Annotated in this window: 14 protein-coding genes; 6 read left to right on the forward strand and 8 right to left on the reverse strand. The window is 59.2% G+C overall.

Translation table 11 applies throughout. The features are described from left to right. The first annotated feature begins 5 nt into the window (after positions 1–5). Positions 6–518 carry a SprT-like domain-containing protein gene (locus HMPREF1627_RS02375; RefSeq protein ID WP_034500837.1) on the forward strand — a complete coding sequence of 171 codons (513 nt, stop codon included), beginning with the start codon at positions 6–8 and terminating at the stop codon, positions 516–518. 50 nt (positions 519–568) lie between these two features. Then, the gene (locus HMPREF1627_RS02380) at positions 569–1117 is read left to right on the forward strand and encodes a phosphoribosyltransferase (protein WP_034500839.1); all 549 of its coding nucleotides are present in this window, start codon (positions 569–571) and stop codon (positions 1115–1117) included. 102 nt (positions 1118–1219) lie between these two features. On the opposite strand, the gene HMPREF1627_RS02385 is transcribed toward HMPREF1627_RS02380, so the two are convergent. From HMPREF1627_RS02385 to HMPREF1627_RS02405, 5 genes are all read right to left on the reverse strand, one after another. Further along, positions 1220–2314 carry an ROK family protein gene (locus HMPREF1627_RS02385; RefSeq protein WP_081940742.1) on the reverse strand — a complete coding sequence of 365 codons (1095 nt, stop codon included), beginning with the start codon at positions 2312–2314 and terminating at the stop codon, positions 1220–1222. 97 nt (positions 2315–2411) lie between these two features. Then, positions 2412–3257 carry a hypothetical protein gene (locus tag HMPREF1627_RS02390; protein WP_034500841.1) on the reverse strand — a complete coding sequence of 282 codons (846 nt, stop codon included), beginning with the start codon at positions 3255–3257 and terminating at the stop codon, positions 2412–2414. Beyond that, positions 3254–3742 carry a low molecular weight protein-tyrosine-phosphatase gene (locus HMPREF1627_RS02395; RefSeq protein ID WP_034500842.1) on the reverse strand — a complete coding sequence of 163 codons (489 nt, stop codon included), beginning with the start codon at positions 3740–3742 and terminating at the stop codon, positions 3254–3256. The genes HMPREF1627_RS02390 and HMPREF1627_RS02395 overlap by 4 nt, the downstream gene beginning before the upstream one ends. Positions 3743–3753: 11 nt before the next feature. After that, positions 3754–4518, reverse strand: coding sequence for a 5'-methylthioadenosine/S-adenosylhomocysteine nucleosidase (gene mtnN, locus HMPREF1627_RS02400; protein ID WP_034500844.1), 765 nt, complete (start codon positions 4516–4518; stop codon positions 3754–3756). A 56-nt stretch (positions 4519–4574) separates the two neighbouring features. Then, positions 4575–5054 carry an S-ribosylhomocysteine lyase gene (locus tag HMPREF1627_RS02405; RefSeq protein WP_034500846.1) on the reverse strand — a complete coding sequence of 160 codons (480 nt, stop codon included), beginning with the start codon at positions 5052–5054 and terminating at the stop codon, positions 4575–4577. Positions 5055–5183: 129 nt separating this feature from the next. Here HMPREF1627_RS02405 and HMPREF1627_RS02410 point away from each other — a divergent pair, with 129 nt between their 5' ends. After that, positions 5184–6917: an L-serine ammonia-lyase, iron-sulfur-dependent, subunit alpha gene (locus HMPREF1627_RS02410; protein ID WP_034500847.1), complete on the forward strand. Its 1734-nt coding sequence runs from the start codon at positions 5184–5186 to the stop codon at positions 6915–6917. Positions 6918–6999: 82 nt separating this feature from the next. Here HMPREF1627_RS02410 and HMPREF1627_RS02415 read toward each other — a convergent pair whose 3' ends face one another. The 3 genes from HMPREF1627_RS02415 to HMPREF1627_RS10745 all read right to left on the reverse strand — a co-directional run bounded on the left by HMPREF1627_RS02415 (position 7000) and on the right by HMPREF1627_RS10745 (position 14342). After that, the gene (locus tag HMPREF1627_RS02415) at positions 7000–8064 is read right to left on the reverse strand and encodes a class C sortase (protein WP_052040797.1); all 1065 of its coding nucleotides are present in this window, start codon (positions 8062–8064) and stop codon (positions 7000–7002) included. Positions 8065–8169: 105 nt separating this feature from the next. Beyond that, complete coding sequence (locus HMPREF1627_RS02420; protein WP_081940743.1) at positions 8170–9795, reverse strand: SpaH/EbpB family LPXTG-anchored major pilin; 1626 nt, start codon at positions 9793–9795, stop codon at positions 8170–8172. An 80-nt stretch (positions 9796–9875) separates the two neighbouring features. Continuing rightward, positions 9876–14342: a prealbumin-like fold domain-containing protein gene (locus tag HMPREF1627_RS10745; RefSeq protein ID WP_234305212.1), complete on the reverse strand. Its 4467-nt coding sequence runs from the start codon at positions 14340–14342 to the stop codon at positions 9876–9878. 728 nt (positions 14343–15070) lie between these two features. On the opposite strand from HMPREF1627_RS10745, the gene nrdH reads away from it, so the two are divergent. The 3 genes from nrdH to nrdE all read left to right on the forward strand — a co-directional run bounded on the left by nrdH (position 15071) and on the right by nrdE (position 17967). Then, the gene (gene nrdH / locus HMPREF1627_RS02435; RefSeq protein ID WP_034500849.1) at positions 15071–15331 is read left to right on the forward strand and encodes a glutaredoxin-like protein NrdH; all 261 of its coding nucleotides are present in this window, start codon (positions 15071–15073) and stop codon (positions 15329–15331) included. A 93-nt stretch (positions 15332–15424) separates the two neighbouring features. Further along, a complete protein-coding gene (gene nrdI / locus HMPREF1627_RS02440; protein ID WP_034500851.1) occupies positions 15425–15841 on the forward strand; it encodes a class Ib ribonucleoside-diphosphate reductase assembly flavoprotein NrdI in 417 nt (138 codons plus the stop codon). Next, a complete protein-coding gene (gene nrdE / locus HMPREF1627_RS02445; RefSeq protein ID WP_034500852.1) occupies positions 15811–17967 on the forward strand; it encodes a class 1b ribonucleoside-diphosphate reductase subunit alpha in 2157 nt (718 codons plus the stop codon). Before nrdI ends, nrdE begins: the two co-directional genes overlap by 31 nt. The last annotated feature ends 471 nt before the right edge of the window (positions 17968–18438 follow it).

Below are 18438 nucleotides of genomic sequence, written 5' to 3' on the forward strand. Positions count from 1 at the left end.
GAGGCGTGGAACGTGAAGACGCGCAACAGATGGCGCGCGAGCTGATGAACCAGCACGGCTTGAGTGAGTGGTCTTTTCGTTTTGATCGTGCGCGCAGGCGAGCAGGTTCGTGCGTCCATTCCCGCAAGGAAATCACCCTGTCTGGGCCACTGACCGCCCTGTATGACGCGCCAACAGTTCGCGGAGTCATTCTCCACGAGATCGCCCATGCCCTTGTGGGATCCAGTCACAATCACGACGAGGTGTGGCAGGCGAAAGCCCGCGAGTTAGGTTCCCCCGATCGCGCGCGTCTTTCAGGAGGCTTGCCTGCACCTCGGCCCGCGTGGAGGGGAGTGTGTCCCGTGTGTGGGGCTGTTCGGGATTTGTATTCTATGCCCCGCAGGGTCACTTCCTGTGGCGCATGTTCGCGCACTTTCGATCCCTCGCGGATTTTCCAGTGGTCCTTTAACGGCCAGGCGCGTGAGCCGGGTGGGCAGTACGCTCGCCAGCTACGTGCGCTCAAGAAGCGCACGCGTTAACATATGTCCATTCACCCGATCTTTTTGATCCCATTCAAAGGACTCATCGCATGACTGCTTCCACCCCCTTCGACGACGGCGCAACTACCAATACCGGTGAGAACCGCGAAAACCTGAGCTGGCAACAGTTTGGCGATGCTTCGCGCGAACTTGCCCAGCAGATCGTCAATTCCGGGTGGATGCCCGACCTTATTGTTGCAATCGCGCGCGGCGGCCTGATTCCGGCCGGCGCGCTTTCCTATGCACTGGGTGTGAAGGCAATCGGCACCATGAACCTGGAGTTCTACACGGGTCTGGGCGAAACCTTGGATGAGCCGCAGGTTCTTCCCCCGCTGATGGATGTCTCCGCGATGGATGGCAAGAAGGTCCTTGTTGTCGATGACGTTGCTGATTCGGGTAAGACCCTCAAGAAGGTCATGGAGCTTATTGAAAAGCGCGGTTTGAGCTTGGATGGTCAGGCGCACGCAAAGGTCGAAGCACGCTCCGCGGTGATCTACAAGAAGCCGGTGTCAATCATCGATCCGGATTTCGTGTGGCACTACACCGATTTGTGGATTAACTTCCCCTGGTCTGTTCTGCCTGTCGTTCAGGCACAGTAGTCGTTTGAGCTGAGGCTCCACGCTTAGGCTCTACGACACACAATGACGGGACTGCGCGCTACTCGCAGTCCCGTGATTATTTTGCCGGCCCTCAACGCCTCGTTACAAGGCAACTAGAGAGGCGTAGTGCTCGCGCTGGTGGTGTACGACCTCAGTGCCTTGAATATCCCCATTCCGGTTGATCACCCGCAGGTTCCTGGGACCCCCAACGGTTGCAAACAGATGCGCTGCCGCGCCGCACGCCCAACGACTGTCTGCGTTTGAGCGGTGGACGACAGTCGGAGCGACAACTCCATTTGAAGAAAAAGAGAAGAGTTCATCTTCGAAGAGCACCGCCCAGTCCGAGGCGAGGATTCGCACCCCGCTTCCGTCAAGGACAATGCGCTCCTTTTGCGTAATGTAGCTGAGTCCTTGCAAGAAAACCGCAAGGTTGCGGGCGAATTCCATGACAACTCGCCGGCAGACGAAGTCTCCGGTGCGGGCCATGGTGATGAGTTCTTCTATGTCGCGCGGCCTGTCGTCTTTCCCTTCATCGAGGCGTGCGCCTCGAGCACGAGCAAGAACAGCCGAGGGGATCAGCGCGCCGCTGGCGCACCCCATGTGTCCCAGCGAGCACACACCATTACTCCCCGCGATAGGAAGGTGGAGGACTCGTTCGTATTTCCCGGTGGGATCTGTAATGAGTTTTCCGCCCTCGACCTCAACGAACGCAACCTTTTCTGCAATTTGAGCGACAAGGAAATCATCCATCCTCCGCCCAACCCCATAGGCGATTTCGTAGGTTGCCAAGCCTTCAAGGTTTGTAATGATCGATAGAGGAAGCCGCGCATCAACGGTGATGTATTGGAGGAGTGGGAAATGATCCCAGCCCAAAGCTTCCAGAACACAGGTGCGCTGACGGGTCACTCTCCCGTCGATACTCAGGCCAATTCCCCTGATCGCCCCATATGGTTCAGCGCTTTGGACAAGTTCTTCACCTAGCTTATTGATGGTGGTGACGACTTTGTCGGAGTCACTGGTGATGACGCGGGAACGTTCTTCGCGCACACGCCCCGAACGATCCATGACAACAGCATGGATTCGTCCCGGTAAGAGTGCGATTCCAACCGCGCATTCATCAAATAGTTCATAGCCCGGAGGCTTTGTTTTGACCTGCGGCGGATCCGCTGTTCTTTTGTGTATATCATACGGTTCCATGACGAGCCCCTCTGCAACAACGTTGTCGCACGAACACGGGCGTGCTCAGCATAGTCAGTGTATACCCGCGCCACCCATCATTGCTTGAGTTGCAACATTATTGTGGAAACCACGCTCGCATGTATGCGTAAACATTTGCGTTCCCATAGACAGAGCAGTCATCCCCACGCCCTTTCAACGCACCCCTGTTCGGCACATAAGGCGTGTAGTTATACATGCTCGCAGTTGCTCGGTTAGCAGGAGTAATCTGCGTCGTGGTGCACTCTTGTGCGGGCGCATAGCGAGCCTCAACCCGCTGCCCCGCCTGGAATCGATAACGCTCAGGCTTTATCCGGTAGATCGCAAATTGCCGCGCTGCATAGTAGACCTGCCGTTGAAAACCCGCGTAATCGGGATCGCAGGTACTGTTATCCGGACAGGCGTACCCCATCGCGCTGGGGTAGCTAAACCACTGAAAATCCCCGCCCGAGGCGTAAATCAAGCCCTGTTCTTTTTGGAGGGTCACCAGAAGAACCTGCGGGTTCACTCCACATGAACGCGCGGCTTGCCCGATGATCTGCGCGGCGCTTTCTTCCTCACCGCCCTGGTATCCCCATGGACAGTAGTCATCGCCCGCATAGCTCTCAGTGACGACCGAGAAATCCTTCAAGCAAGGGATATCTTGATCATTCGCACGCCCCGCCCGGCAGCCTTCGCCTTTTTCTTCGATGAAGGCCGCAATCTGCGCGTCCGTCATCGTCGTCGAATCATCCAGCACTTGGTCTGAAATAAAGTTTTCCGGGTCAAACCCCGTGTAGTCGAGCGCGATTCCGCGGGGCGCTTCCGACGTAGGCGTCTGGGTGATCTCGGGTTCTGCTTGCCCACAGCCCCCGATCCCCATTGCCGAGGCCGCCGCCACGCACAGCGTGAGAAGCGCGCGCGTGCGCGTGAATCGTTTCGTCACCGATTCAAGCTCCCTGCTGCATACTCAAGGATCGCGGGAGTGCACTTTTCGATGGTCGCGCGCGTGGCCTCGAAATCGGAATAATCACCGTACCAGGGGTCGGGCACATCACGACTGCCCCCGCGAGCGGGCTTGCCTGCAACCTCCTCGAAATCACGGAACATGCGGATCTTCGGATCGGGGCCACCCGCAAGCCGTTCAAGGGCGCGAAGGTGGGAGGAGGTCATCGCAAGGATCAGATCCCAGCGCTGGAGTTCCCCCGCCTGAACCTGGCGAGCACGATGCGAGGGCACGCGATACCCGCCCTCGCGCAGTGCACGTGCAGCACGCGAATCAATGCCATGCCCGTGTTCTTCATCGCTGATGCCCGCGGAATCAACACAAATGTCGACCCCACTATTGGCGGCCGCCTCGCGAAGGATTTGCTCGGCCATCACGGAGCGACAAATGTTGCCGGTGCAGACCATCAGGACTGAAAAGGACATGGCATCACCTCTCAGGCGCAAAAGAGCGGGAGGTATGCGCGCACGGCCTCGAAAGAGTGGTATGCGGCGGTTTCACCGTTCATGTGGAAGTCCTCATCGGCGCCTTCCCCGGTCAGGTCCGAGATCGCGCGTAGGCAGATCCAGTCGATGCCATTGGACCAGCACACCTGTGCCATTCCGCAGGTTTCCATGTCGACCGCGAGCGCGTCGGGGAAGCCAGCGCGAATTCGGGCAACAACCTTTTCGGAGGCAAAGGAATCGCCGGTGACGATGCGGCCCGTGCGCACGGTGTGGGGCTGCGCCTCGCCGAGCTTGGCAAGAGCGTCGATCGCATGCTGCGAGGAGTGGTAGTCCACTGGCATGCGCGGGATCTGGCCAAGTTCGTAGCCAAAAACGGTGGCATCGGCGTCGTTGTAGATCGTGGAGATGGCGCCTGCGACGTCACCAACCTTGATTCCACCTTCAAGTCCACCCGCGGTGCCGCCCGCGATGACGATCTTCGGGGTGGCCATGGTCAGGCCTCGTGCGACGGCTGCCGCGGCGTTGGCGATGCCCACGCCGGAGGTGATGACGAGGACGGTGTGGCCCGCAAACTGGCCAAGGGCATAGCTCTGCTGGTGGTGACCTTCCGCGCCGACGTTGAGGGTCTCGACCGCATCGGCACCGGGGAGGGGCGCAAGGGCGTCAAGGAAGGGCTGTGCTTCCATGACCATCGCACACTGAATGAAGGCGTCAACCGTGGGAAGAACGCGCGAAGGGGTCAGGGTCAAGGACATGAGTGGCCTCTCTGGGAAAGATCGTCAGTTGTCGGTTGAAGAAAGCGGCACACGCCTCAGCACGAGGCCGCATCGTCCTGAGTGACGACAAGCCACTCGTCGCGGTGCGCGAGGAATTCGCGGACGGCGTCCTGCGCGGCGGACAGGGAGTGGTTCGCGCCCCAGCCGCACTGGACCTCGTTCGCGGCGGGAACTTCGGTTGCGTTGAGGATATCTTCGAAGGTTGCCTGCAAGATGGGAAGGAATTCTTCGGTTTCCACGCCCAGGAGCAGCGCGTAGAAGCCAGTCTGGCAGCCCATGGGGCCGAAGTCGATGAGCTTGGTGGTGTGGTTACGCATAAGCTCTGCGCTCAGGTGTTCGATGGAGTGAACGGCAGGCATCTCCAGGTGAGCCTTGTTCGGCTGCGTGAAGCGGACATCGTACTTGATGAGGACGTCACCACCGGGGAGAGTCTTGCGGTCGGCAACGCGAACGTAGGGGGCAAGGACACTGCGGTGGTCGAGGTTAAAGGATTCGACATTCATGCGTTCAGTCATGACATCAAGTTTATAGAGATTCGCCCAAAGTGCGCGGGGCAGTCTCGCATGGCGCAAGAGAGTTTTCTCCCGTGTACCGGGTGCCCCTCTTTTCCACTTCACGGGGCTTTTTCGGGCACAATAGAACCCATGGATCTTCAGCCGCCGATTGACGTCACCACACAGGACGAATACAGCGCAGATACGCCTACTCCCGCCGCAATCGTCGCCGGCGAGGTCCCCGCAAGTTCAGCTGCTCGCCCGCTTTCAGTTTTCGACATGTTCTCGGTCGGTATTGGTCCTTCTTCTTCGCACACGGTGGGTCCCATGCGTGCGGGCTTGGCTTTTTCGACGGAGCTGTGTGCGCTTCCAGAGTATTCGCGGCTCTCCCACGTGTGCGTCGAGCTTTTTGGTTCTCTTGGTGCCACCGGACGAGGCCACAACACCGATCGTGCAGTTCTGCTGGGTTTGGCGGGCTATGACCCGGAGACTGTTTCTATCGATACGGTCGAGAGCGTCATCCCTTCGATCGCCTCGAGCGGGATGCTTCCTTTTGCGGGTGGGCGTGAGATTCCCTTTGATATCGAGGCGGATATTCGTTTTCTTCCGCGGAGGGTCCTGCCCTACCACGTCAATGCTTTGACGATCAGTGCTTACGGTGAGGCTTCGTCGACGGCGGGCGTTTCTCGAGGCCAAGACAGCATCGCCCCTGATGGCCAGGGTTGGGCGACGTCTTCCGAAGTAGTCGAGCATCCGGGTGAATTGTTGTTGCAGCGCACCTACTATTCGGTGGGCGGCGGCTTCGTCATGGCGCAAACGAATGACGATAGCGAGCATCCCGAGATCGCTTCGCTTGCTTCAGCGCAGGAAACGACGGGAATGTGTACTCCGGCTCCCCTCCCCTTCTCGACGGGCGCCGAGCTTTTGGAACAGTGCACGCGCTCTGGGCTCTCGGTCGCCGAGCTCGTGCGCGCCAATGAGCTTTCCGCGCGTCCCGCTGCTGCACTCACCGAATACCTCGATCACATTGCGCAGACGATGTTCGGCGCGATCGATGCGGGTATCGCCTCAACGGGTATTTTGCCGGGTGGTTTGGATGTGCCCAGGCGCGCAAATGCCCTGGCAGCGCAGTTGCGTGCCCGCGCAGAGAAGGCATTTTGCTTGGAAAAGCGCCATGGCTGGGCCGGCGCTATGCAGGATCCTTTGCGTGCCATGGACTGGGTTAACCTCTACGCTCTTGCGGTGAACGAGGAGAACGCGGCGGGTCACCGCATTGTCACTGCGCCGACGAATGGTGCTGCTGGCGTGATCCCCGCTGTTCTTGGTTACCTTGTTTCTTTCTGCCCCGAGGCCGGTGCCGAGTTCCCGAATTGCTCTCCCGAGCAGATGGCCGGGATCTCGAAGCTTCCTCTGGGCGGAGAATCGGAGTGCGCGCGCGCTCGACAAGAGTGCATTCACGAGTTCTTGCTCGCGGCGACTGCGATTGGCGCTCTCATTAAGACCAATGCGTCGATTGCTGGCGCGGAGGTCGGCTGCCAGGGTGAGGTCGGTTCGGCCTCGGCGATGGCCGCTGCGGGGCTTGCGCAGGCTTTGGGTGGCACTCCCGAGCAGGTGGAGAATGCTGCTGAGATCGCCATGGAGCATTCCTTGGGGCTGACCTGTGATCCGGTTGGCGGCTTGGTTCAGATCCCGTGTATTGAGCGCAATGCGATTGCTGCTGTGAAGGCGATTAATGCGGCTCGAATGGCTCTGTGGGGCGATGGCCGGCACACCGTGTCTTTGGATGTCGCAATCGAGACGATGCGTCAGACGGGAAATGACATGCTCTCGAAATATAAGGAGACCTCGGCTGGCGGTTTGGCTGTGAACGTTGTCGAGTGTTAAAAGCCGTTGTGCGTGAAGCTCAGTGCCCCACCTTGGTTTCCCAAGGTGGGGCACTGAGTGTGAACGACGTATTGCGTGAGCTCTACTCGCGAGCTTCAGAAGCGTCGGTAGCTGCGGGGTTTCCGCTTTCGAGGCCTTGTGCGGTGTCGCCTTCAGCTGCGAGTGCGCCACTTTCTGCGGCTGCGAGCTGCGCTGCTTCGCGCTTCTTGCGGTTCTTGTGGGCGAGGAACCATAGGACTGCGGTCGTGATGAGGACGATGATAATGCCGACAACAACGGCGATCATCCAGGTCTGAACGACTGCGGGTTCAACATTGGCCGATTCTTCTGCGACCTGCGCATCGTCCATGGGGACGCGTTCACCGGTGACCAGGAGGCGGTGAGTATTGATGCCGTACGGAGTACAGGTGATCAGGGTTGCGAGGTCTTTTCCTGCGACCTTGTTCAGGGTTTCCGTTTCGTTTGGGAGAACGGTGCGGATGTCGGTGACCTTGTACTTGAGGTGGCGCCCCAAGACTTCGATGTAGAAGACGTCGCCGAGTTCAACGCGGTTGAGGTGGTCGAACATGGTTGCGCTTCCCAGTCCCGAGTGGCCGGTGAGAACCGTGTGGGTTCCTTCGCCGCCGACGGGGAGCGCTGTTCCAAAGAGGTGTCCGACGCCCTTTTCAAGGGTCGAGGTTTCGGTGCCGTGGTAGACGGGCAGGCTGATGTCGGCTTTGGGGACCTTAACGGTCGCCATGACGGGGTTGACGTTCAGTTGTGAGAGGTAATCGGAGTATTGGGGGGTGTTGGGCCGTTGGGATTCCAACCAGGGGTCAAGAATGGGTGCTTCAGCTGCTTGACGATTGTATTCGTCGGCGCGTGCGAGTTCGTCTTTGACGACATCTCGGCCGACGTTGGTTTGTTCGGCGCTGAATGCTTTCGCGATGCGCTGTTGCTCAACGTTGTTCTGGTAGGTCGAGATGACGGGGTAGAGCAGGACCAGGATGCCGAGCACCAGCAGGATCGGGGGGAGGATGGTGAAGAGGCGACGGCGACGTTTTGCCTTGCGAAGTCTATGCTCGCGTTCTTCCGCGGTTTCAGGTGTGTTGTCCTGAACCGGGGTGCTTGTGAGGCTGTCGTCTGCGTGGATGTCGTTCTCGCTCATGAGTCGCCTTTTGGATGGGGTGATGGGGGTTGGTGTTGATTGTACAGAAACGGGTGCGGGAAGACCCGTGGGCCTTCCCGCACCCGGCTAAATCTCAGTTAGAGATCAGGCGTTTTCCTTGCGACGCTTGTTCGCAATGGTGATGGCGCCAGCGCCAGCAACGAGTGCCGAGCCAGCTGCGATCAGCACGCCCACACCGGCAGCACCGGTGACGGGCAGGCGGAATCCACCGTTGTGAGGAGCATCCTTGACCGTGGTCTCCAGGGTGTACTGGTTGTCGGCCTTGGAGTTGGACTGGAGGATCTGGAAGGCGATCGGGCGGGTCTGGAGCTCGAAGCCTGCAGGAGCCTTGGTTTCAACGAGGCAGTACCAACCGGGGTTGTCGACCTGCTTGTTGTTCTCCCAGTCGTTGTTGCGCAGGGAGTCGATCTCCACGACGCCGTCGGCGTCGGTGGTGAAGGTGTCCTTGCCATTAACGGTGATCTTGTCACCGAGAGTTGCGTTGGTGGAAACGAAGTTGTCGGTGCCGGAGGTCAGTCCGGTGGGGGTGCACTTGTAGACCGAGAACTCGGCGTCCTTGAGCTTGGCGGTCGGATCGGCTGCGGAGACCTTGGTGATCTTGACCTTGCCGAACTTGGAGACGACCTCAGAGTTCGGGTACTCCGGGGGAGGAGTGGTGCCCGACTCGGGATCCCACGGGGTTGCCGGGGTGTTCGGGATCAGGGTGACCTTGTTGGGGACCAGGCCGTTTCCGGAGAGCGGACCGGTGACGGTGCCCTTGAGCTTCATGACGACCTTGGTGGCGTCGGTTCCTGCTGCACGGGCGGCAGCAATCTTGTTACGGCCGGCTTCGGTGAAGACAGCGGTGATGAACTTGTAGTTGTCTGTACCAGCAGCAACGGTTCCGGTAGCGGTCTTGAGATCGTAGTCGGTGCCGGCCACAAGAGCGGTGCCGTCAGACAGCGCCAGGGTGACATCGCTGGTCGCAATGGTGACGCGCTTGTCGTACTGGTCGGCGACCATGTAGGTCTTCAGCTTGTCGCCAGCGGGGAGGCTGGGGATGTCGGAGTTAATGGTGTAGTTGATCTCGGAGCCAACCGCGGGAGTGGTGTCGTCCTTGACCTGCTTGTCAACGCCAGCCTTGGAGTTCTTGGGGTAGACGTGCAGGTTGTAGTTCCACTCGTTCTTCTCGGTGGGGTGCGTCATCGGGACGGTGATGATGAAGGGCTTGGAGCCGATGTAGCCTGCGGGGGTCTCGGTTTCGGTGACGATGTAGGCGCCGAGGGGCAGATTATCGAACTTTGCGAGGCCGCCGCCAGCGGTGGTCTTCTCGACCGGGGCGTCAACGCCGTCAGCCTTTGCGGCGTCAACGTTGCCGTTGTAGCCCACGAGCTTTTCCCAGCCGGCCTGAGTGGTCAGGTCGACGCCGGTCAGGCGCTGGACGGTGAACTTTGCGCCGTCGAGGCCGGTGCCGGTGACGGTGGTGTCCTCAAGGCCGGTGCCTTCGGTGGTGCCGTTGGTGTCATCCTTCACCAGCTTGTGGATGGTGATGGAGCCGGTCTTGGCGGGGTCCAGGTCGACCAGCGAGGGGAGCTGGGGAGCGGTTGCAACGACGCCGAATGCGGATGCGGTCGGGGCTGCCGTAGCAATACCCGGAACCGCAGCAGCGCCAGCAGCAACTGCGATGACGGCGAGGAGGCTGATGCCTCGACGGGTCTTAAGAGTTGTCATTTGTGTTCTCCTGTTGTACGGGATCTTTGAACAGATCGAGTGATGGTGATGTGAACTAGTCATCAACTAGGGTCAGTGTCTCAGGCGAAGTTTTCCGCCTTGCGACGCTGTTTCATGGTGACCAGAGAGATCACCATCGCCCCGCCCATAAGCGCCATTGCGACACCGATGTACGGGTAGATTCCGAGGCTGCCCGAGACGGGCAGGTGTCCTACCTCCGTGTCCTTGACCAAGATGGTGGCCTTGCGTGCGCCGCCCACAACGAAGCCCTGATCGCTCTGGGGCAGTGTTGCGTTTGTGACGGAGGCGTAGGCCTGGACGGCCGAGTTGGCCCACTTGGTCTGATCGCGCACCTCCGCGCCCAGGGTGACAACGGTGCCGTTGCCATCCGTGGTCAGGCGGAAGGGGATCGGACGAGGCAGGAGGCTGTGTCCAGCCGGTGCCTTGGTCTCAACCAACCAGTAGTCGGTGTTGAGTTCAAGGCCGGTGACTGACCAGTAGTAGACGTCCGTCGTGGTTCCTGCGGACAGGGTCTTGACGAGGGTCGCGGAGGTCGAGTTCTGCGGGTTGCCGCCGCTGTAGATCGCGAACTCTGCACCACTGAGCGGGTAGAGCGCCGATCCATCTCCGGAGGTGTACTGGTTGGTCGGGTCTGTGAAGGTCTTACCAGTGTTCTGGGTACCGGCCTTCACGACGACGATCTCGTGAGGAACGTTGGGACCACAGGCCTTGTTGTTATCAATGCCGTCGTGATCCTTACCGTTCTCGGCGTAGACCTGGTTGAAGAGGCCGAAACCGGGAACCGGGAGGTTCTTCTGATCGAGGTGGCATGCGAGGTTGGTTTCGCTGTAGCCGGAGGCAGCGGTGTTGCGCTTGACGTGGAAACGGATCCAGAACTCGGCGGTAGTGCCGGGCTGGAGGGTGACTCCATTGGTCAGCGTGTAGACACCGTTAGCTGCGGTCGCGTTTGCAGCACCAGCGAGGCCGGCCTGCGTGGTCGCGATCTTTGCGGACTGGATCTCAAGACCCTTAGCGAACTCCGGCTTATCCGTGAGCTTGCCGGTGGTGGTTGCGATCTGTCCGTCGTTGGTTGCGACGATCTTGTAGTCGACATCGAATTCGGCTGCACCGGTGGCGCCACCGTTTGCTTCGATGCTCTTTTCAACGCGAACCTTTGCGGGCACGTAGGGGCCGCAGGCCTTGTTGTTGTCGATGCCGTCGTGGTCCTTGCCCGTCTGAGCGTTGACCTGGTTGAAGAGGCCAAAGCCGGCGGTGGGGATTCCCTTGGCGTCGAGCTTACATTCGAGAGCGGTCTCGTCGTAGCCAGCTGCTGCGGAGTTGAACTTGACGTGGAAGCGGATCCAGAACTCGGCGGTCTTGCCGGGCTCAACCTCCACACCGTTTGTCAGAGTGTAGGTGCCGTTTGCAGCGGTGGCGTTTGCAGCACCAGCGAGGCCGGCCTGGGTCGTGGCGACCTTAGCGGACTGGATCTCAAGACCCTTAGCGAACTCCGGCTTGTCCGTGAGGATTCCGGTCGAGGTCTTCAGGTTTCCGTCGTTGGTTGCAACGATCTTGTAATCGACATCGAACTCGGTTGCACCGGTGTTTGCGCCGCCATTTGCTTCGATGCTCTTCTGAACACGAATCTTGGTAACGGGAACCGGGCCACAGGCCTTGTTGTTGTCTTCACCGTCGTGGTCCTTACCGCTTTCGGCGACGACCTGGTTGAAGAGGCCATAGCCGGCAGTGGGAATACCGTTGGCGTCGAGCTTACATTCAAGGTTCTTGACGTCGTAGCCAGTGGCCGACTCGTTGCGCTTGACCTGGAAGCGAATCCAGAACTCAGCGGTCTTACCCGGATCGAGTTCCACTCCGTTGGTCAGGGTGTAGACACCGTTAGCGGGAGTCACAGTGGCTGCGCCGGTGAGTCCTGCCTGGGTGGTAGCGACCTTGGCGGACTGGATTTCGAGGCCCTTGGCAAAGTCGGGCTTATCCGTGAGCTTGCCGGTTGAGGCCTTGGTGTTGCCGTCGTTGGTTGCGACGATCTTGTAGTCGACGATGAAGTCGGTGGCACCCGTGGTTGCACCGTTCACCTGGATGCTCTTTTCGACGCGCATCTTGGAGACGGGAACCGGGCCACACGCCTTGTTGTTGTCTTCGCCGTCAGAGTCCTTGCCGTTTTCGGCAACGACTTGGTTGAAGAGACCGAAGCCAGGGGTCGGAACGTTGTTTCCGGTGACCTTACATTCGAGGTTCTTGACGTCGTAACCAGCGGCCGACTCGTTGCGCTTCACGTGGAAGCGGATCCAGAACTCAGCGGTCTTACCCGGATCGAGGTTGACTCCGTTGGTCAGGGTGTAGACGCCGCCACTTGCGGTTGCGTTAGCGGCACCGGCGAGGCCGGCCTGGGTCGTGGCGACCTTAGCGGACTGGATTTCGAGGCCCTTGGCAAAGTCGGGCTTATCCGTCAGCTTGCCGGTGTTACCCGCGCCGTTTCCATCGTTGGTGGCAACGATCTTGTAATCGACATCGAACTCAGTTGCGCCGGTGACGCCACCATTGTTTTCGATGCTCTTTTGAACGCGTAGGTTCGGAACCTTCGGAGCTTCGTATTCGTTGACGAAGGTACAGGTGATGGGGGCTGCCTCATTGGAGGCTGCGCCGCCAACGTTCTTGAAGTTGACACCGCGTTCTGTCTTGGTGACGGCAACGTCTTCGCCGATGCCGTTGACACACTTGATGTCTTTGAGCTTCCACTGCGGATCAGCAATCTGATCTTCCGAAATGGTGAAGTCAGAGTTGCCAACTTCGAAGGGAATGAACTTTGAATCGTACGCAGCGTTTGCCTCGCCGAAACCGGTGGGCGTCAGCGACGCGGATTCTGCGGCCGAGATGTACTTGGTGTTCGCAGGGGCGCTTGAAGCCGTGGGCTTCGTGACGCTGACGTTGCCAGTCGTAGTGGGCTTACGATCAGTGTTATCGTGCCAAGTCGTCCCTGTTGTAACTCCAAAGGAGGCTGCCGGAATCGTCGGATTTGCATGGTCCGGATCCTCGACCGACTTAGCGATGCGCACCGTTCGTTCTTCGGTGATGACGCCGTAGAGGCAGCCATAGTTCACCGAAAGTTCCTGTGTGACGAAGGTGTCGGTACGTGCGGCGTCCTCCGACGGATTCGCCGGACAGTTCGCTGTCGGAATGGAGTTGAAGTTATCGGGGGTCAAGAAGTTCGTTGCGTTTGTGGCAGGAACAAAACCCCACAGGTGCAGACGGTAGGTACGACCGTTCTTCGTGAAGGTACGGTCCGAGGCTGTCTTCTCCAGTTTGACGGTGTCGTAGACGTAGGGGTTCTCGTTGACGTTACCCTTGGCGCCAGGCCACTCGATGGGCAGGGCCCTCTTCGTGGTGATCTGGTTGAAGGGCTGTTCGGCACCCTTGTTGTAGTACTGGCTGTACAGGTCGTAGTCGCCGTTACCCTCACCCACGTACTTGACGCAGTAGTAGCGTCCGGAGCGGGACTCGGGCTTGTTGACGTAACCCTTCGAGCGGTCGGAGGGGTCGATCGGATCCGGCTCATAGGCGGTACCAATGAACTGCCTCTGCCCATTCTCATCCAGAACGTACTTGCCGCCCTTCTTTGCCCACTGGGGCGTGCCGTAGTAGATTCCCTGGTCCATGACGGCGTCGCGCAGATACGAAACGCCGGAAGCCGGAAGTGCAGGATCGGTCGCAGCCTTACCGTTAATACCGATGTCCGTACGGCAGGTACCGGTGCCAGCGATTCCGGGGTGCTTGATGTACGCACCGCCCTTGCGGTACATGATCGTCGAGGACAGAGTGTTGAAGGTCTCGTGGTTAACGAAGGGATACGATTCGCCCGTGTCGCCGGGGATCAGACCGGTCAGCTGCAGGTTTAGCGAGGAGTGCAGGTAGGGCTGATTCGGGGTAGTACCGCCAATCGGCAGGTTGTTGTGGCGAATCGCTCCAAGCAGGAAGGTCTGGCCGGGCTCGACCTCGCCGGGGTTGTTCGGCTTGAAACCGATAGCCGACTGACCGTTCACCCAGATGGCCTTTTTGCCCGCATTCTTCCACTTGTCGTAATGGGCCTGCATCCACGCCTTGCTGTCGGGCGGGTCACCGTAGTCAACATCCTGGTTATCCCACTTCCACGGCATACCGCGGGCAATGTAGGTCCACGCGTCGTTCGCCTTCGCATAGGGACCGCCAAGCGTCGTCGTGGTCGGCTGATCGCCCGTGCGGATCCGGTCCTCCGTCATACCCTTCACGATGCCGTAGCGGATGAAGTTGTTGTAGTCCGTGCTCGTGTCGGTCTCGGAGTCGTTAGTGACGCCTTTACCCATCCAGGCAGAGACCTCGCCGACATCAATCTTTGTCGCAGCAGGCTCTTGCGCCGCATACGCAGCCTGAGGAGCAACGATCTGGCTTCCAACCAGTGCACTACCAGCGGTCGCCGCAACGGCTAATGCCGCCACAAAGCGCGTCGCCGCAGTTCTACGCTTCGAAGTAGCTTGGCTTTTCGCATTCGTCATGCTGAGCGTACTCCTCATGTTGTGGTGGGATTTACTGACAGCTTACTGACAATCGACCAATAAATGTAGCGTTAGCAACAGTTTTGGTGTCATCCACTGTCTACGGAGATCAGAACGACTACACCCTAGAAGAAAGCCTTTCGATTTACAACTGAATCTTTCAGGCTTTTCCCAGCTTCGGAACGACCCTGATTCATTTCTGAATGAAATCTGTACCCATTTCACCCTCCCCATATGCGTCCTGACCTGCATATACACCCTTTTCTTTTGCTTTTCATGCAAGTTTTCAGAGCATATACGTGATGTCGCTCACACTTATAAGGTTTTGTGCATTACTTATTCAGCATCTACGCACTTTGTTTTTAAGTCGGTTTTACCCTTTTTAATTGCCGACGCCCGACACGCCGATCTCGCACGCAAATTCATCAAAATTTTCGTGTCCTTACCCACAGCGCAGCCCCCTTCTGTGGACACCACACACACCTGTATCCACAGCCTCGAAAACCCAAAACTCCACGAATTACACCGATGTAAGCAAGATTCATCCACACCCCTTCCACAGGAGCACACACCCCCATCCACAATTAGTGCCCACTTTCGCCCCAGACACAACATATTGGGCCTGCTTGCGAATAGACACACAAGGTGTAGTGTTGACCCATGTTCCGCTCCCCCGGGTCAACAAGCGGAAAAACGAACACTTACCCACAACACTGAAAGGTCAGACCATGTCCATCACCGTCTACTCCAAGCCCATGTGTGTCCAGTGCGATGCGACCTACCGCGCACTCGATAAGCAGGGACTGGACTACACGAAGGTCGACCTCACCGAAGACCCCTCAGCCCTCGAATTCATCAAGGGCCTCGGCTACCAGCAAGCACCCGTCGTCATCGCCGGCGATGACCACTGGAGCGGCTACCGCCCCGACCTCATCAAGGCCGCGGCACAGGCCTCGTCCATGGAATCGGGACGCGTCGTCAACGCCTAAAAGCAACCCGCCCGGTCCCCACACCACCATCCCAGGGGACCGGGCAACTTTTTGCTCCCAAACAGAGCAGGCCTCGTGAAAGGAAAAGACCACATGGTCAACGTCGTCTACTTCTCGTCGGCGACGGGCAATACCCGCCGTTTCGTGGAAAAACTCGGCTTCCCGGCACAGCGAATCCCCCTCCTCCCCCGCGACGGCTTCCTCCACGTTGAGCAACCCTACGTCCTCATCGTCCCCACCTACGGGGGCGGCAACATCAAGGGCGCAGTACCCAAACAAGTCATCAAGTTCCTCAACGACGAACACAACCGCTCGCTCTGCGTCGGCGTGATCTCCTCGGGGAACACCAACTTCGGCACGGCCTACTGCCTGGCCGGAGACATCATCTCCGCAAAATTACACATCCCCCACATGTACAAATTTGAGCTCCTCGGCACCGCCGAAGACGTCTCACGAGTTCGCGAAGGATTGAGCGAGTTTTGGCAGAAAACCTCACTGACACAGGAGTAGAACCAGCCCCCTCCCCCGAGCTGGATTACCACGCGCTCAACGCGCAACTCAACCTCTACGATGCGGATGGCAAGATCCAATTCGAGGCCGACCGACAGGCAGCACGCCAGTACTTCCTCCAGCACGTCAACCAGAACACCGTGTTCTTCCACGACCTGGAAGAAAAAATGGAATACCTGGTCGAGCAGGGCTACTACGAGAAGCACGTCCTCGATCAATACGACTTCCAGGACATTAAGGACCTCCACAAGCAGGCCTACGCGCACAAGTTCCGCTTCCCCACCTTCCTGGGCGCCTTCAAGTACTACACCTCGTACACGCTCAAGACCTTCGACGGGACCCGCTACCTCGAGCGCTTCGAAGACCGCGTTGTCATGGTCGCGCTCTACCTGGCACAGGGCGACATCGAGATGGCGCGCCACCTGGTCGACGAGATGATGACCGGGCGCTTCCAGCCCGCAACCCCGACCTTCCTCAACGCCGGCAAGGCCGCGCGAGGCGAACTGGTCTCCTGCTTCCTTCTGCGTATCGAAGACAACATGGAGTCCATCGCCCGCGGCATCAACTCCGCACTGCAGCTGTCCAAGCGCGGCGGCGGCGTGGCCCTGCAGCTCACCAACCTTCGCGAGGCCGGCGCCCCGATCAAGAAGATTCAGAACCAATCCAGTGGCGTGGTTCCCGTCATGAAGCTGCTCGAGGACTCCTTCTCCTACGCGAACCAGCTGGGCGCACGTCAGGGCGCGGGTGCTGTCTACCTGCACGCACACCACCCGGACATCATGCAGTTCCTGGACACCAAGCGCGAGAACGCGGACGAGAAGATCCGTATTAAGACCCTCTCCTTGGGCGTCGTCATCCCCGATATCACCTTCGAGCTGGCCCGCAAGAACGAGGACATGTACCTCTTCAGCCCCTACGACGTCGAACGCGTCTACGGAGTGCCCTTCTCGGAAATCTCGGTCACCGAGAAGTACCACGAGATGGTTGACGATGGTCGTATCCACAAGAAGAAGATCAACGCACGTCGTTTCTTCCAGACTATCGCTGAAATCCAGTTCGAGTCCGGCTACCCCTACATCGTCTTCGAAGACACGGTCAACGCTGCGAACCCCATCAAGGGCCGCATCACCATGTCGAACCTGTGCTCGGAGATCCTTCAGGTGTCCGAGGCCTCGACCTACAACGATGACCTCTCCTACTCGCACATTGGTAAGGACATCTCCTGCAACCTGGGCTCGCTCAACATCGCGAAGACCATGGATTCCCCGGACTTCTCCAAGACCATCGAAACCGCGATCCGCGGCCTGACCGCCGTCTCCGATCTGTCCGATATCCAATCGGTGCCCTCGATCGCCCGCGGTAACGCCATGAGCCACGCCATCGGCCTCGGCCAGATGAACCTCCACGGCTACCTCGCCCGCGAACACATCTACTACGGCAGCGAAGAAGCCCTAGACTTCACGAACATGTACTTCATGGCCGTCGCCTACGAGGCCATCAAGGCATCCTGCCTGATCGCCCGCGAGCGCGGCGTGAGCTTCGAAGGCTTTGAGGATTCCCAGTACGCCTCGGGCGAGTACTTCCGTAAGTACATCGACCAGGTCTGGGAGCCGCAAACTGAGCGCTGCCGCGAACTTCTTGCGGCCTCGACAATCCACCTGCCCACGCAGGAGGATTGGGCAGCCCTGGCGGCCGACGTCGCCCAGTACGGTATGTACAACCAGAACCTGCAGGCGGTCCCGCCGACCGGTTCAATCTCCTACATCAACGGCTCAACCTCGTCGATCCACCCGATCGTCTCGCGCATCGAAATCCGCAAGGAAGGCAAGATCGGTCGTGTCTACTACCCGGCGCCCTACATGACGAACGAAAACCTGGAGTACTACCAGGATGCGTACGAAATCGGCCCCGAGAAGATCATCGACACCTATGCGGTGGCGACCCAGCACGTCGATCAGGGTCTGTCGCTCACGCTGTTCTACCCCGATACGGTGACCACGCGTGACCTCAATAAGTCCTACATCTACGCGTGGAGGAAGGGCATCAAGACCCTGTACTACATGCGACTGCGCCAGATGGCACTGGAAGGCACCGAAGTTTCGGGCTGCGTGTCCTGCATGCTGTGACGTCAGGTCCGTATAGCGGGTAAAGCGGGGGTCGGGAAACCGGCCCCCGCTCTACATGTGTGCTGGTGCGGGGGTGTGCCTGCGGATGCGCGGCCTCGTCCGCGGCCTCGGAAAGACACACGGGGGGCGCGGCCTCGGCCTCGGCCGCGGAAAGTCACACGAAGTCGCGAAAAGACACAGGGCATAACCTGTGACAAACACCGACTTCGTGTGGAGCGGGCAGGAGCGGGCAGGAGCCGGCTCGGCGCAGACACGAGCAGTCTTGCGAATCCGAATAGTCACACGAAGTTGGAAAAAGACACAGGGCATAACCTGTGACAAACACCGACTTCATGTAGAGCAGGCGGGAGCAAGCTTCGCGCAAGCAGGAACAGGCATGGCCGGGCAGGAGGCGGCCTGGACGGGCAGGAGCGGGCAGGAGGCGGCCTGGACAGACATGAACAAGCTTGGAACGCGCCTGGACCTCATGCC

The organism is Actinomyces sp. S6-Spd3 (assembly GCF_000758755.1).
Lineage (GTDB): Bacteria > Actinomycetota > Actinomycetes > Actinomycetales > Actinomycetaceae > Pauljensenia.

What these genes read in the sequence shown, in the direction of transcription:
- mtnN (WP_034500844.1), bottom strand. Translation starts at nt 4,518, where the DNA reads ATGTCCTTGACCCTGACCCCTTCGCGCGTTCTTCCCACGGTTGACGCC.
- HMPREF1627_RS02405 (WP_034500846.1), bottom strand. Translation starts at nt 5,054, where the DNA reads ATGACTGAACGCATGAATGTCGAATCCTTTAACCTCGACCACCGCAGT.
- HMPREF1627_RS02410 (WP_034500847.1), top strand. Translation starts at nt 5,184, where the DNA reads ATGGATCTTCAGCCGCCGATTGACGTCACCACACAGGACGAATACAGC.
- HMPREF1627_RS02415 (WP_052040797.1), bottom strand. Translation starts at nt 8,064, where the DNA reads ATGAGCGAGAACGACATCCACGCAGACGACAGCCTCACAAGCACCCCG.
- nrdI (WP_034500851.1), top strand. Translation starts at nt 15,425, where the DNA reads ATGGTCAACGTCGTCTACTTCTCGTCGGCGACGGGCAATACCCGCCGT.
- HMPREF1627_RS02380 (WP_034500839.1), top strand. Translation starts at nt 569, where the DNA reads ATGACTGCTTCCACCCCCTTCGACGACGGCGCAACTACCAATACCGGT.
- nrdH (WP_034500849.1), top strand. Translation starts at nt 15,071, where the DNA reads ATGTCCATCACCGTCTACTCCAAGCCCATGTGTGTCCAGTGCGATGCG.
- HMPREF1627_RS02385 (WP_081940742.1), bottom strand. Translation starts at nt 2,314, where the DNA reads ATGGAACCGTATGATATACACAAAAGAACAGCGGATCCGCCGCAGGTC.
- HMPREF1627_RS02395 (WP_034500842.1), bottom strand. Translation starts at nt 3,742, where the DNA reads ATGTCCTTTTCAGTCCTGATGGTCTGCACCGGCAACATTTGTCGCTCC.
- HMPREF1627_RS10745 (WP_234305212.1), bottom strand. Translation starts at nt 14,342, where the DNA reads ATGACGAATGCGAAAAGCCAAGCTACTTCGAAGCGTAGAACTGCGGCG.
- HMPREF1627_RS02420 (WP_081940743.1), bottom strand. Translation starts at nt 9,795, where the DNA reads ATGACAACTCTTAAGACCCGTCGAGGCATCAGCCTCCTCGCCGTCATC.